15 protein-coding genes are annotated in these 13,722 nt (G+C 70.6%); 7 read left to right on the top strand and 8 right to left on the bottom strand.

Annotated elements, in window-relative coordinates:
• Both AMK25_RS32230 and AMK25_RS20745 read left to right on the top strand, forming a co-directional pair.
• On the top strand, nucleotides 1-181 hold a 181-nt coding region (locus AMK25_RS32230), incomplete at its 5' end, for a hypothetical protein (RefSeq protein ID WP_158070675.1).
• Nucleotides 182-238: 57 nt separating this feature from the next.
• Nucleotides 239-1,273, top strand: a complete 1,035-nt coding sequence (locus tag AMK25_RS20745; protein ID WP_073830077.1) for an MBL fold metallo-hydrolase — start codon at nucleotides 239-241, stop codon at nucleotides 1,271-1,273.
• A 46-nt stretch (nucleotides 1,274-1,319) separates the two neighbouring features.
• Here the strand turns inward: AMK25_RS20745 and AMK25_RS20740 are convergent, their stop codons facing one another.
• The 5 genes from AMK25_RS20740 to AMK25_RS20720 form a co-directional block, all read right to left on the bottom strand.
• Nucleotides 1,320-1,637, bottom strand: a complete 318-nt coding sequence (locus AMK25_RS20740) for a hypothetical protein (RefSeq protein ID WP_073829970.1) — start codon at nucleotides 1,635-1,637, stop codon at nucleotides 1,320-1,322.
• A 138-nt stretch (nucleotides 1,638-1,775) separates the two neighbouring features.
• Nucleotides 1,776-2,153, bottom strand: a complete 378-nt coding sequence (locus AMK25_RS20735) for a hypothetical protein (RefSeq protein ID WP_143194766.1) — start codon at nucleotides 2,151-2,153, stop codon at nucleotides 1,776-1,778.
• A gap of 221 nt (nucleotides 2,154-2,374) precedes the next feature.
• Nucleotides 2,375-3,349, bottom strand: coding sequence for a DUF4268 domain-containing protein (locus tag AMK25_RS20730; protein ID WP_073829968.1), 975 nt, complete (start codon nucleotides 3,347-3,349; stop codon nucleotides 2,375-2,377).
• Nucleotides 3,346-4,011, bottom strand: coding sequence for a DUF6308 family protein (locus AMK25_RS20725; RefSeq protein ID WP_073829967.1), 666 nt, complete (start codon nucleotides 4,009-4,011; stop codon nucleotides 3,346-3,348). The genes AMK25_RS20730 and AMK25_RS20725 overlap by 4 nt, the downstream gene beginning before the upstream one ends.
• 227 nt (nucleotides 4,012-4,238) lie before the next feature.
• Complete coding sequence (locus AMK25_RS20720; protein WP_158070674.1) at nucleotides 4,239-5,225, bottom strand: EcsC family protein; 987 nt, start codon at nucleotides 5,223-5,225, stop codon at nucleotides 4,239-4,241.
• Nucleotides 5,226-5,326: 101 nt separating this feature from the next.
• Here AMK25_RS20720 and AMK25_RS20715 point away from each other — a divergent pair, with 101 nt between their 5' ends.
• Nucleotides 5,327-6,352, top strand: coding sequence for an SDR family oxidoreductase (locus tag AMK25_RS20715; protein ID WP_241826425.1), 1,026 nt, complete (start codon nucleotides 5,327-5,329; stop codon nucleotides 6,350-6,352).
• Nucleotides 6,353-6,429: 77 nt separating this feature from the next.
• Here AMK25_RS20715 and AMK25_RS20710 read toward each other — a convergent pair whose 3' ends face one another.
• From AMK25_RS20710 to AMK25_RS20700, 3 genes are all read right to left on the bottom strand, one after another.
• The gene (locus AMK25_RS20710; RefSeq protein ID WP_143194764.1) at nucleotides 6,430-6,744 is read right to left on the bottom strand and encodes a hypothetical protein; all 315 of its coding nucleotides are present in this window, start codon (nucleotides 6,742-6,744) and stop codon (nucleotides 6,430-6,432) included.
• Between the two features lie 221 nt (nucleotides 6,745-6,965).
• Nucleotides 6,966-7,655 carry a GntR family transcriptional regulator gene (locus AMK25_RS20705; protein ID WP_073829963.1) on the bottom strand — a complete coding sequence of 230 codons (690 nt, stop codon included), beginning with the start codon at nucleotides 7,653-7,655 and terminating at the stop codon, nucleotides 6,966-6,968.
• Between the two features lie 100 nt (nucleotides 7,656-7,755).
• Complete coding sequence (locus AMK25_RS20700) at nucleotides 7,756-8,814, bottom strand: Gfo/Idh/MocA family protein (protein ID WP_073829962.1); 1,059 nt, start codon at nucleotides 8,812-8,814, stop codon at nucleotides 7,756-7,758.
• Nucleotides 8,815-8,915: 101 nt separating this feature from the next.
• On the opposite strand from AMK25_RS20700, the gene AMK25_RS20695 reads away from it, so the two are divergent.
• From AMK25_RS20695 to AMK25_RS20680, 4 genes are read left to right on the top strand one after another with little or no spacing between them, the layout of a single operon-like run.
• A complete protein-coding gene (locus tag AMK25_RS20695; protein ID WP_143194763.1) occupies nucleotides 8,916-10,241 on the top strand; it encodes a Zn-ribbon domain-containing OB-fold protein in 1,326 nt (441 codons plus the stop codon).
• Entirely contained in the window at nucleotides 10,234-11,427 is a 1,194-nt protein-coding gene (locus tag AMK25_RS20690; protein ID WP_073829960.1) for a thiolase family protein, read from the top strand. Before AMK25_RS20695 ends, AMK25_RS20690 begins: the two co-directional genes overlap by 8 nt.
• Nucleotides 11,424-13,208, top strand: a complete 1,785-nt coding sequence (locus tag AMK25_RS20685) for a CoA-transferase (protein ID WP_073829959.1) — start codon at nucleotides 11,424-11,426, stop codon at nucleotides 13,206-13,208. The genes AMK25_RS20690 and AMK25_RS20685 overlap by 4 nt, the downstream gene beginning before the upstream one ends.
• Nucleotides 13,186-13,710 carry a gamma carbonic anhydrase family protein gene (locus tag AMK25_RS20680; protein WP_073829958.1) on the top strand — a complete coding sequence of 175 codons (525 nt, stop codon included), beginning with the start codon at nucleotides 13,186-13,188 and terminating at the stop codon, nucleotides 13,708-13,710. Before AMK25_RS20685 ends, AMK25_RS20680 begins: the two co-directional genes overlap by 23 nt.
• Nucleotides 13,711-13,722 lie beyond the last annotated feature (12 nt).

The following is a 13,722-nucleotide window of genomic DNA, read 5'->3' as shown; positions in this document are numbered from 1 at the left end:
CAAGCGCCTGGTGGCCCAGCTCGCGCGCAAGGCGGTCAAGCAGGGGCTCAAGGAGGCGGGCGAACGGGCCGCGAAGGAGGCGGCGAAGGCCGGCGCCCGTGGGCTGGCCCGGCGGGCGGCGCTCGGCGGCCTGTTGGAGGCCGGTCCGGAGGCCGCCGAGGAGATCCGCAAACGCAAGTGACACAGTCGTGTCGGTCATGCTGTGGATGGAGGACGGCGGATGGTGGGGACAGCAGCGATGCGGGTCGAGCCCGATGACGTGACGGCGGACTGGACGCGTCCGGGCGTGTTCGAGGTGGCCGCCGGGGTGTATCGCATTCCGCTGCCGTTACCGCAGGACGGTCTGCGATCGGTGAACGTGTACGCCCTGGCGGGTGACGACGGCCTCGTGCTGGTCGACTCGGGCTGGGCCATCACGGCGGCCCGACAGACATTAGATGCGGCCCTGGCCGCTCTGGGCGCGGGCCTCGCGGATGTCCGTCGGTTCCTCGTGACGCACGTGCACCGCGACCACTACGCGATGGCGGTGGCCGTACGGCGCGAGTTCGGCACCACGGTGAGCCTCGGCGAGGGCGAGGAACCCTCTATCCGCGAGCTGTCGACTCCCGGTCATCGGCCGATGTCCGAACACTGGCAGGGGCTGATGCGATGCGGTGCGGGCGAGATCGTCGGAGCGCTGCGCGCGCGGGCCGAGTCGGCGCGGCATGATCCGACGGACTGGGCGGCGCCGGACGACTGGTTGGCCGGGGGGACCGACGTCGTCCTGCCGACCAGGACCCTGCGGGTGGTGGCGACCCCTGGACACACCCGTGGGCACGTCGTCTTCCTCGATCGCGACGCGGAGCTGATGTTCACCGGCGACCACGTCCTTCCGCACATCACGCCGTCCATCGGCTTCGAGGCGGCGGCCGCGGCGCTGCCACTCGGGGACTACCTGGATTCGTTGCGGTTGGTCCGGTCTCTGCCCGACCAACGGATGCTTCCGGCGCACGGCCCGGTCGGCCCGAGTGTCCACGCGCGCGTCGACGAACTCCTGCACCATCATGCGAAGCGACTCGACCAGGCGTGCGAGGTCGTGCGTGACGCGACGACGGCTTACGAGGCGGCGGGTCAACTGACCTGGACCAGGCGTGAGCGTCGATTCGCCGATCTGGACCTGTTCAACCAGATGCTCGCCGTCACCGAGACGGCCGCCCACCTCGACCTGCTCGTGGCGCAGGGGCGGCTGAAGGCTGCCGACGTCGATGGAGTGCGCCGCTACGCCCCGGCGTGACCGCACGGGACCATCCGGTCATCACCGGGGTGCCAGTTGCGGTCCGTCACCGATGACGCCCATGGACCTCATAGATCTCGACCGGGGGGTCCGACGGCTGCAAGCGGGACAGGTCCAGGGGGTCGTGACCCGACCGGAAGATGACAGCGGTCACGGCCTCGTGGAACCCCTCGGTCGTATTGTTGATCTCCATGAACTCGCCCGAGACATGCGTGGCGTCCATCCATTCGATGCGTTGGTCGTCAGGAGGTAGCACGGAGGCGTACACGGCGACGCTGGTCACTTCCACCCAGGGAAATCCGCTAGTCCCGTTGGGGCGCACGACCCAGATTCCCACGTCGTCGACGTACACGCGTTCGGCCATGGAAGCGCACTGTAGCGGCTGTGTCGCCGCAGTGGTCGACAGCAACGAGTCCGGACGTGGGCACCGCAGCCGAGGTGTTCGGACGATCGCCCAAAGCCGGCGACGCGGACGGGCACCGCTGAACGAAGTCCCCAGAACTTATAGGGGAGGGGTCGACGGCCGTGGGGTCGCGAGGTACTGGCCGGCTGCGAAGCCGACGACGGTACCGACGCCACTAGGAACGGCAGCGAGGACGAGCATGATCGCGTCCCCGGCCATGCTGTGGTGGGGCGAGCTCAGCCAGGTGCCGGTGTAGAAGTTGGCGAGTAGTACAAGTACCGCCCACGAGGTTGCCTGCTTGCGGATCCCCGCCAACAAGCCGACTGCCAGTCCTGCGCTGCCGAGGCCGGCCGCCACGATGAGTACAGCCGTCGGAGCCCTTTCGATCGAGCCGCCCGCACGAGCCGAAGCCCAACCTGATAACAGCCCGAGCCCGACTGCCAACCCGCCCACCCGCAAACGGCTGCCCAGTTGCATGCGTGGACGGTAGCAACTCGGTGGGTGACAATCGAGGCGCACCAGACCGGACGTCGATGGACTGGACAGAAGGGCCCGTATAGTTGTGCCTGGAGGGCAAGGGATAGTCGGTTCGAATCCGGCTGTCCCGATGCAGGTCGAAAGCCATTCGGGATCTACCGGATCGCCTGCCTTGGTCTTGCAGAAAGGGTGCGCTGCCTTGCGCTGGCCGCTGGGCATAGCTATGGACTGATGAGCGAGGCTAAACCGCCGACGTCAGCTATCGCCGTGCGAAGCCGTGTTTGAGCCTCGATGAACCAGGTCACGTACTCGGTCCAGTCCTCATTGCTTCCGATGTCTCCTTTTCGGTACTGAGCGATGCGGCAACCCTTCCTGCCCTGCAACGGTTCGTACGATAGGTCGTCTCCGAATGTCGGCTTCAGCTTGGCGCGGGCGGCGGCGAAACGCGCGTCGTTGACCGCGGGATCGGGGTCCTGAAAGAAAATCTCGCTCGACAGGCCCGACCGGCTGAACGTGCACGTGTACAACATGCCGGTCATGCCGGCCGGCAGGGACTGCCAGTTCTGCGGCGAGCCCTTGGTCGACGTCGTCCACCCGAGCTTGCGGTCATGGACCGCCTCCAGGAACCTCGTCCAGAACTCCTGGTAGGCCATCGCTCGGTCGCTTGCCGCGGTATCGCCCTTGGCGATCGCCTTGACCTTCTTTCCCCAGTCGTTCGGCTGCACGACCAGTCGCATGAGGGGCGCCGGTACCGACTCGCCGATGCGTACCGCGCTGATCTCGATACCGAAGAACCGCGTATTCTCGTCCGTACGGCTGTTGAGCCAGTCCAACGCGGCCCGATGCTCCTCGCGAAACTCGGTCGCGATCCACACCACGTTGACCGGGTCCGTTCCACCGGCGTAGGTCAGCAACTGACCCAGGTGGCCGTGGTCCGTCTTCGTCAGCTGGTTCTCTATGATCACCCTCTCGTTCGTCGTCTCATCGACGCCGATGAGGTCCAGCGAGAAACCGCCCACCGGGTGCTCCGCTGACGACAGCACCAAATCCATGCCGAGCAGTTCGCCGAGCACGTCCGCGTTCGCCAGCAACCACGGCGTAAAGGTATGCGCCTCGTGCTTCCAGACTTGCCGCACGTCGAGTAGCTCGAGCTTGCCGAGCGTGGGCAATCCCTTGGCGGAATCCACAGAGGTCATACCGCCGACCGTATCGGTCCCACACCGGCATCTCGGTCAGGCATCCAGGCGAAGATGTCCAGCAGGCGTACGTCCGACAAGCGAGCCGCTGCCTCAGCGACCAGCGGATCGTCGTGGTCGCGAGCGGCGCGCCGCAACAACTCCAGGCCCTCGGCGGCCCGCAGCAGATCCGTGCGGTACGCCGCCCAGTAGGCCCGCCGCGCTGGCGCGTGCCGGCTGCCTGCGTGCTGCAGTTCACGCGCCGCGACTTCGGCGGCGCGCCGGTACCGCCGCAGCAACGCGCTGTCGAGAATGAGGAACAGGCGAGGCCGCACCAAGTGCAGCGACTTGCTTACCTTCGCGTGCCCGAGCCCTCGCGGACGATCCTGGAAGAAGTGCTGGTACAAACGGAGCGCACGGTCGTAGTGGCCGCCATCGAGCATCGGGTCGGCGTCGTGGAGATTGGCGTCGGGCGGGACGTCGTCCCAGGGCGCGGTCTCGCTCAACCGGAGTAGGTGACGCTCCTGCTCCCGACTGATTCTGCTTCCCATGTACGGTGCGCGAGTCACCTTGATGAGCTCCGGCGTCAGCACGGGGTGTGTGCCGGCCGCCCAGTCGTAGGCGCGGATCGTGCGGGCATGCTGCTTGCAGTAGTCGACGAAGACGCCGAGCGGGTCGTTCACCGGCCGACCGGCAACCTCAATCGGGGCCACTCTGGCGCCTGCTTCCTGATCGTTCGGCGAAGTCTTCATAGGTCCCAGCCATCCGTCCAACAAACCGTGACAACGTCGCAGGCGGCCACCGAGAGGGGCGCTCGGCGACGCCAGCCACCCGAGCGGGCGTTCCGCGTCGGGTGCTGGTTCCGTTCTGGCCGGGCCTTCGCCGATGGCAGCATGTCCGTCAGCACTGGTCAGGAGGCCGTGATGGCACGGATCGCGCCATCGACCTCGATCACCGTAGCGTCATCTGTGGCACCGGCCTTCCGTTCCGGGGCGGCGATCCATTCGTCCAGCGAAAGCCCGTGCTTCTCGGCCAGGTAACGGGCACGGTAGAGGCGCGTCGCGTCGCCGATAGTCGAATGGAGCAGGTTGAAGCTGAGCCCTGCGGTGAGCAGGGCGCCGGCGATCGGCACGAGTCTGGCCAACTGTGCTTTGGTGAGCTTCAGTCCGAGCGCGCTGAAAACTCGCATGAGCACCTGTACGAGGGAATCCCTGCGCAACTCGTTCCAGGTTGCCCGGCGCATCATGTTCTGGGTGAGGCGGGACAGACTCGCGAGGGCAGCCGTCTTGCTCGTGGCCGTCGATGCCATGCTGTAGTTCAGGACGCCCATGAGGAACAACTCCTCTTCGGGCTCGCGTGGGTCATACCCGTAGTGGACGGCGACCTCTCCCACAGCGCGGCCGAGGAGAACAAGTGTGGCTCCCACATCTGCCACCACCGCCCCGAGGACCACCTCCGCGGACGGGCCGTCGCTGACGTTCTCGCCGACCCTGAGCCCGGTGATCGTGAGAGAGGCGGCAGCAGACCCGGCCATGCCGATGAACGGGATGGCGAACGTGGGGCGGCCTTTGTCGAGTTCCTTGAGGTCGAGTGAGGTGAACGGCGACGCAATGTCCAGGTGCAGGTGCTTGCCGCGCAATTCCGCGACCCTCTTGTCCAGCGACGGCGACTGCATTGCGGGTAGGAAGGCGGATTTGAACAAGCCTTCGACCGCCTTGATGATGGTCTCGTCACCGATCTCCAGGGCCAGTTCCGCGCCGGGCACCTTCTTGATGTGTTCGCCGGCCCGCTTGACGACTGCTGAGACCTTGTCTGTCGCGCGTCCTTTCGCACTGTTCCGGCGCTTTCGCTCGGTGTCGAGCAGACTGGACCAGGCTTTGGTCTCGTAGTCGGACATCACGTGCCGCATCTGCCCCCCTGCCAGAACTTCCGGAAACTCGCCCGGTCCATTCAACTATTCCGGGGAAGGCGGGCCGATCAGCCGATCGGATGTCCTGGATGGTCTTGCCGGAGATGAAGGGCTGCCGTCGTGCGGACCGGCCGGACAGGGCGGGGCGCCGAGGACAGTCGCTGACGCGCAGCGGGCCACCGAGCATCGGGTCGCCCCGGGCGCGCAACGGCTGGGGTCACCCGGCGACGTCGATGTCCAGGGGAGCCGGGACGATCTCCGTCGAGCTGTTTTCGGCGAATTTCCTGCATCCGCGCAGGGTTTCCGCCCTACTGGTGGCAGCGCCAATCAGCCAGTGCCGACCAGGGGGGGGCTCGATCATGAAGGTCGTCGTCATCGGTGGCAGTGGGCTCATCGGCTCCAAGCTTGTGAAGATCCTCGATGCCCAGGGTCACGAGGCGGTGGCGGCGTCGCCGAAGACCGGCGTGAACACGCTGACCGGCGAAGGAGTGGTGGAGGCGCTGGCCGGTGCCGGCGCCGTCGTCGACGTGTCGAACTCGCCGTCGCTGGAGGGTAGCGCCGCGTTGGAGTTCTTCGAGACGTCCACGCGGAACCTCCTCGCCGCCGCCGCGGACGCCGGGGTGGGTCACTACGTGGCGCTGTCCGTCGTGGGCTCCGAACGGCTTTCGGACAGCGGATACATGCGGGCGAAGGTCGCCCAGGAGAAGCTCATCACGGCGTCCGGCCTTCCGTATTCGCTGGTGCACGCCACCCAGTTCTTCGAGTTCGTACAAGGGATCATCGACGCCGCCACGGACGGCGACACCGTGCACCTCGCGCCGGTGCTCATCCAGCCGATGGCAGCGGACGACGTCGCCGCCGCGGTGGCGGAGGTCGTGGTCGGCGCGCCGACGTACGCCGTGGTCGAGGTCGGTGGCCCGGAGCAGTTCCGCCTCGACGAACTGGGACGATCCGTCCTCGAGGCGCAGCGCGATCCTCGTTCGGTGGTGGGTGACTCCGGCGCCCGGTATTTCGGTGCCGCGGTGGCTGAACGCTCGCTGGTTCCCGCCGACGGCGCCCGCATCGCCGGTACGCGCCTGGACGAGTGGCGAACGCGGGCGAGCCACGGTCAGTGAACCGGAACGTTACGTGGAACTGAGGGTGTGTTCACGTGAGGGCGGAGGCTCGGCGCGCTAACAGTAGGGGGACCGGCTCAGCGCGGTGAGTTCCAGTGCCGGAACAGCTTCTGCACCTCCGCGTGCCAGCGGACCGCGCCGTCGATCCAGCCGGCGCCTGGCTGACCAGTGGTGGCATTGACGACCAGCGCAGGCAGGGAAGGCTCTCCGGCGGCGATGCACTCTTCGGCCACCTGGGCCAGAACGTGGCGCATCTGGTTGCGGAGATCGACGCCGGCCATGCCGATGGCTTGGCCCAGCTCGCCGTAGGTCAGCAGCGACCGTCGCATCGCGGCGATGATCAGCGCGGCGCGTGCCATCCGGACCCACTGTTCCCGTTGCTCGCTCGGCATGACCACCAGCGTGGCACCCGCATACATCGTGATCGACCCTCGAACGGGCCGCCGTGGGCGGCCGTACGGGCAGATCAGCGATCGTCCGTGGTGTGCCAAGGACATCGCCGTTCCGCTTCCGGGCCGTCGTCCGGCCCAGACGCCGACACCCGATGCCGCTGTCGTGTGGCAAACCGAGGAGGCACTCGCACAGGCAGAGCGAGCCGGAGGCTCGCCAAGCACTACGTGAGACGCACCCCTTTGGACGTGAGGTATTCGATGAGTCCTTCGGCCGAACTGACCAGATGATCGGTCATCATGTGCTCGACCCGTTCCCCGTCGCCTGCCCGCATCGCCGCGAGAATTCCCTCGTGGTCGGCGTTGGAACGCTTCCTCCACTGCGGCACTTCCAGCAGGTAGTCGCGCGGCACGTTCAGCGAGACCACCCTGATCGCGGCCATCAGCTTGCGGGAGCCGGAGAGCTTGTTGATGTGCCGGTGGAACTGCCAGTTGAGGTCGGCGAGGTTGGTGCGTTCGGAGTTCTCGTGGTAGCTCTCCATGCGCCGGTGCAGGTCTTCGAGGACCGCGTAGTCCGCATCGGTGGCGAATTCGATTGCCCGCCGCGCGGCGAGCCCGTTGAGCATGCCCTCGATGAGGAACGAGTCGCGCAGGTCGGCTTTGTTCAGCGGCGCGACGACGGTGTGTCGGCCGCCGTCGAGTTCGAGCAGGCCGTCGTAGACCAGCTCGCGCAGGGCGTCACGCACGGGCATCCGGCTCGTGCCGAAGTGCTCGCAGAGCTCCTGTTGCGACAGTCGTGTGCCGGGCAGCAGCCGGCCGAAGAAGATGTCCTGCCGGAGGGCGGCCGCGATCTGGGTGCCCAACGGATCTCGCTGGATCACCGCTCGGGCGCTGGCGCTGCTGTCGATGCCCACCTGTCCGCCTCTCTCACGTGGTGAACGTGTGCACGGTATCCGGTGCCGGGGAGGATTCACGAATTTGCCATGCCCAATGGGCGCGAATGGTCCGACACGCCTACCCGGCTCGGCCGGATGCGGCGATCCCGGCGAGCATGCGGTGCCGGCGCACCGCGTGCTCGAAGTCCGGTACGGCGCCGTCGCCGGCCGCCAGCAGGGCGTACGCCTCGGCGATCGGGCCGGCCGGCGCGGCCAGGCCGGACGAGTGGTCGTAGCGGGCCGGGACGGGCAGGTCGGTGAGCTGGCGGTCGTCGTCCCGCCCGCCGCGGATGCGGACGGGGCCGTGCTGCAGATGCCCGGGGCAGGTCACGAGCAGTTCGCCCGCGGTGCCGGTGATCTCCCAGCGAAGTCCGTCGCCGCGAGCCGGCCCGCCCCGGTAGTGGACGGTCGCCACGGCGTCGCCGTCGACGAGCCCGACCGCCACGACCTGGTCGTCGGTGTGCTTCACCGCGACCTCGCCGGTGCGGGCGTGGCGTACCCGGGGCAGCCGGTTGGCGGTCAGCGCACGTACCGGGCGCAGCTCACCGAGGACGGCGCACAGCGCGTCGACCGCGTGTCCGAACGGCACTGACAGCAGCGTCGCTCCGTACGCGGGGTCGAGGGTGTAGGCCGCGTAGGAGCCGTAGGTCGGTCCCCACAGCCCGCCGGCGCCGGTCATCGTGGTCGACAGCACCCGGCCGACGTAGCCGTCGGCGACCAGGTCGCGCAGGTACCGGATCGGCGCCGCCGACCGGGCCTGGAGGCCGACGGCGGTACGCGTCCCGCGCGCGGCGGCGGCGAGTTCCTCGGCCTCGGCGAGGCCGGTGCCCAGCGGCCATTCGCAGAGCACGGGTTTGCCGGCCGCGAGCGCCGGGAGCAGGCAGGCCCGGTGCCGGTCGACCCGCACGGCGACGACGACCAGGTCGACGCTCTGGTCAGCCACAAGGTCCTCGACTGTGGCGTACGCGCGCGGGACGCCGTACCGTCGCCCGGCCTCGGCCGCCGCGGTGGCGTCGCTGGCGGCGAGCGCCCGCAGCTCGTAGCCCGGGAGCGCGGCGAGCGCCGGCAGGTGGGCCCGTGCGGCCCAGCCGCCCTTCGCGCTGAGGCCCACCAGGCCCACACCCACAACATCGGTCATGGGAGCACACCTTAGCGCCAATCGTCGTTGCTCGTATCCGGGATTCGGTATACAGTCTGCGGACAACCGATCACGACGGACAGGGGCCGAGCGTGCATGAGGTGGGGATTGCCGATGTCTCCGGATACGTGCCGGCATACCGGCTCGACGACTACCTGACGCGCGAGACAGCGAGCTCGCCGGACGTCTCGGTGCCCGGCCCGGACGAGGACGCGTTCACTCTCATGTGGGCGGCGCTGACCGGTCTGCCCCGCGCCGAGGCGGAGGGCCCGGTACTGCTTCGCGTGCCCGACAGTGACATCGAGACGCGTGCGCTCGTCGCGCACGCCCGGGCGACCGGCGTGCTCGGCGAGCCGGCGGCAGTGGTTCCGCTCGCCCCCGACGCCGGGGTGCCGGACCTGCTGGCGCTCGCCACCCGGCTGGCGCAGCCCGGCCTGGGCCTGCTGGTCGACCACCGCCGCCCGGCCGGGGCCGGCGTGCCGGCGACGGCCTCCGCCGCGGCCGCCGTCCGCTTCGGCCCGCCGCGGGTGGCCCGGGTGGCCGCAGTCGCGACCCGCCACACGCTGACCTTCGACAGGTGGCGCACCGGCCCGGCGCCGGACCAGCAGGACGCGCGGTTCGTCGAGGAGGCGCTCGTCGCCGTGGAGGGCGACGCGCTCCTCGCCGAGCTGCTCAAATCCTCCGGCCGGACCGCTGCCGACCTCGCCGGTGTCGTCGTCACGTGCGGCACCCGGCTGCGCGGCGCGCGATGGGCCAGGCGGTGGGAGGTACCGGCCGTGTGGCAGGCCGGCGGCGGGGCGAGCGGTCCCGGCGCTTCGGCCGCGCACGCGCTGCTCACCGCGCTCGACCGGCTGCGCTCCGCCGGGCCCGACGGCGCGGTGGCCATCCTCGACCTCGGCTGGGGCGGTGGCGGCGCGGTCCTCACCGCGGGCACCGACTCCGCGGAGGACACCGCGAAGCCGGCCGCGAGCGCGGCGACCACGGCGCGCGACACGAAGGCGTACGGCCTCGCCGCCTGGCACGGACGCGCCACCGAGGCGCCCGGACCGTGGACGTCGCCGGCCGAGCTCTGGCGGGAGATGCCGGCCCTGCTCGGACCCGTCGGATACCGGTGCTCCGACTGCGGCGGCATCGGGTTCCCGCGGGCCGGCGTCTGCGAGCTGTGCGGATCGTTCGAGGTCGCCGACCAGCCGTTGCGGCGCACGGGCGTCGTGGCGACCCACTCGGTCGACCACCTCTTCGACGCGTCCGACCCGGTGCAGATGGTCGTTGTGGACCTCGACGGCGGCGGCCGCTTCTTCGGGCAGGCGGTTCGCGACGTGCCACGCCGGCTCGCCGTCGGCGACCGGGTCCGGCTCGTGCTCCGCCGGCTGCACACCGCATCCGGCCTGCCGCACTACTTCTGGAAGGTCGATCTCGATGGGTGAAGACATCGTCGCCATCGGCGCGGCGAGCACCAAGTTCGGCGAGTTCTTCGACCGCGGCTACGCCGACCTCGTCCGCGACGTGGTGCGGGCGGTCACCGCCGACGCCGGCATCACGCTCGCCGACGTCGACGCCGCGTGGCTCGGCACCGCGTTCGCCTACACCTACTCCGACGAGGGCAACGCCGGCACGTCGCTCGCCGAGCCGATCGGCATGCACGGACGGCCGGTCACCCGGGTCGCCGCGTACTGCGCGTCCGGCCTGGACGCGATCCGGCAGGCCGTGGCCGCGCTGCGCGCACACGCCTGCGACGTCGCGCTGGTCGTCGGCGCCGAGAAGATGCGCGACGTGGGCCCCCGCGGCAGCCTCGTCATGCAGCACGTCAACCGCGGCCATCCGGTGCTCAGCAAGGGGCGGACGGCGCCGGGCATCTTCGGGCTCGTCGCCGAACGGTACCGGGCCGTCTACGGGGATCCGCGACCGGCGATGACCGCGGTCGCGATGAAGAACCACGCGTACGGCGAGCTCAATCCCCGGGCCCACTTCCGCCGGGCGGTCTCGGCGGAACAGGTCGAGGCGGCGCCGCCGCTGTCGGGCCCGATCGGTCTGCTCGACGCCTGCCCGACTACCGACGGCGCCGCGGCGCTGGTCCTGGTGCGCGAGTCGGACGCCCGTGGACGGCGGGCCGCCGCGATCAGCGGCATCGCGATGTCCAACGACCTCGGGTACTTCACCGCCAACACCAGTTCCCGCTCGGACCTCCTGGGGTTCGAGTCCACCCGCTCGGCCGCCGCGAGCGCGTACCGGCAGGCGGGCGTCAACCGGCCGTTCGACGAGATCGACGTCGTCGAACTTCACGACTGCTTCACGATCACCGAAGTGGTCAACTACGAGGACCTGGGCCTCTGCGGCAAGGGGGAGGGGCGTGACCTGGTGCTGAGCGGCGCCACCGGTCCGGGCGGCGCGCTGCCGGTCAACACCAGCGGCGGCCTCAAGGCCTGCGGGCACCCGATCGGCGCTACCGGCGTACGGATGGTCGTGGACGTGTGCGACCAGGTGTGGGGCCGCGCGGGCGTTCGGCAGGTGCCCGGCGCCCGCACAGGGCTCGCCCACGCGCTCGGCGGTCCGGGATCGCTGGCCTGCGTCGCCGTGGTCACCGACGCCGGTCCCGCGCGGGCGGCGGCGTGACGGCGGCGACCGGCGCGGGTCCGATCGGGCAATCGCCGGACAAGGTCAGCACGCTCGCGGCCGCGGTGGAGAGGCACGTGCGGCCGGGCGACGTCGTGCACGTCGCGTACGCCGATGCCCGGCCCAACGCGGCGCTGCACCAGCTGGTCCGCCGTTTCGCCGGCCGGCCCGCCGGGTTGACGCTGGTCACCGCCGGGCTGGTCAGCAGCCAGCACGCGCTCGTGGAACTCGGCCTGGTCGACCGTCTGGTGGCCTCGTTCGCCGGCGAGAACCTCCCCGCTCCCCGCCCGAACCGGGCGTTCCAGCGGGCGGTGCGCGAGGGCCGGATCGAGGTGGAGAGCTGGTCGCTGTGGTCGCTGACGGCCCGCCTCATGGCCGCCGCGCTGGGCGTGCCGCACCTGCCCGTCCGGTCGCTCGCCGGCAGCGACCTGGGCGCCGCGCTGCACGGCCACGGATTCGCCGAGGTCGCCGACCCGTTCGGCGGACCGCCGTCCGGTGTCGTCGCCGCCCTCCGGCCGGACGTGGTGCTGCTGCACGGCGTGGCGGCCGACCGGGCCGGCAACGTGGTGCTCTCCGCGCCGTACGGCGAGGGGGCGTGGGGCGCGCTCGCGGCGCGGCGTGGCGCGATCGCCTCCGTCGAGCGCATCGTCGACACCGAGACGATCCGCGAGCACGGCGCTCTCGTGCGCGTACCGGCGCACGCAGTCCTCGCGGTCTGCGAGGTGCCCCTGGGCTCACACCCGTACGGGCTGTTCAACCCCGGCCTCGACGGGATCGCCGGCTACGTGCCGGACGAGGAGTTCATGGCCGAGGTGGTGCGGGCGTCCAACGACCCGGCCGAGTTCCGCCGGTGGATCGACGAATGGCTGCTCGGCACCGCCGACCACGACGCCTACCTGGCCAAGCTCGGGCCGGAACGGATCGCCGCGCTGCGGGCCCAGGCCGAGGAGGACGGCTGGCGCTCGACGCTGACCGTCGCGGCCGACCCGCCGGACCGGTGGACCGACGCGGAGGCGATGGTCGTCACGGCCGCCCGCCGGATCGCCGGGCGGGTGCGCAAGCAGGACTTCGACGCGGTCCTGGCCGGTGTCGGCCAGGCCAACCTGGCCTCGTGGCTGGCGGTGACCGGCCTGCAGGCCGTCGGCGCCGACGTGGAGCTGATGGCCGAGATCGGCATGTTCGGCTACCGCCCCCGCCCCGGCGAGCCGTTCATCTTCGCGCACCGCAACCTGCCCACGTGCGCCCTGCTCACCGACGTCGCCACAGTGCTCGGCGCGTTCGTCGGCGGGCCGGCCACCCGGTCCCTGGGCGTGATCGGCGCCGGGCAGGTCGACGCCGACGGCAACACCAACTCGACGTACGCCGAGGACGGCAGCTACATCGTGGGCTCCGGCGGGGCCAACGACATCGCGACCTCGGCCGAGGAGGTGCTGGTGACAGTGGCGCACGGCAGCCACCGCCTGGTCCGGCGGGTGCCGTACGTGACGTCGCCCGGGCACGGTGTCCGTACCGTCGTCTCCAGCGCCGGGGTGCTGGAGCGGGTGGACGGACGGTTCGTGGCCACGGCGTTCGTCGCGCGGTCCGGCGAGTCCGACGCCGACGCGGTCGAGCGGTTGCGCGCCGGCTGCGGCTGGGACCTCGAGATCGCCCGCGGCGTCGCCCGAGAGCCGGAACCGACGTCCACTGAGCTGTCCGCGTTGCGGCGGTACGACCCGGCCCGGACGTTCCTCGGCCGGCTCTCCGGAAAGGCGGACGGCGATGCCTCTGTACGCGCTCGGTGACCGGACGCCGCGGGTCGACCCGTCGGCGTACGTGCACCCGGACGCCGTCGTGATCGGCTCGGTGGAGCTGGGACCGGAGTCCAGCGTGTGGCCGGGCGCGGTGCTGCGCGGCGACTACGGCGTGATCCGGGTCGGCGCCCGGACCTCCGTGCAGGACGGAACGGTCCTGCACAGCGTGGCGGACCTTCCCACGGAGATCGGCGCCGACTGCGTCGTCGGGCACCTGGCGCACCTGGAGGGCTGCGCGGTCGCCGACCGGTGCCTGATCGGCTCGGGCTCGATCGTGCTCAACCGGGTACGGATCGGCGCCGGCAGCGTGGTGGCCGCCGGCGCGCTCGTGCGGGAGGGCGCGGAGGTGCCGCCCGGGCGGCTCGCGGTCGGCGTACCGGCCCGCCTGCGCGACCTGCCCGCCGGCCAGGAGGACTGGCAGGCACACGCGGTGCGGGCCTACGTCGAGAACGCGGCCCGCTTCCGGCGCGAGTTGCGGCGGATCGACCCCTAGACCCGCGAAGGA

Source organism: Micromonospora sp. TSRI0369, assembly GCF_001905625.1.
Lineage (GTDB): Bacteria > Actinomycetota > Actinomycetes > Mycobacteriales > Micromonosporaceae > Micromonospora > Micromonospora echinospora_A.
This window is presented reverse-complemented; position numbering and strand designations above follow the sequence as displayed.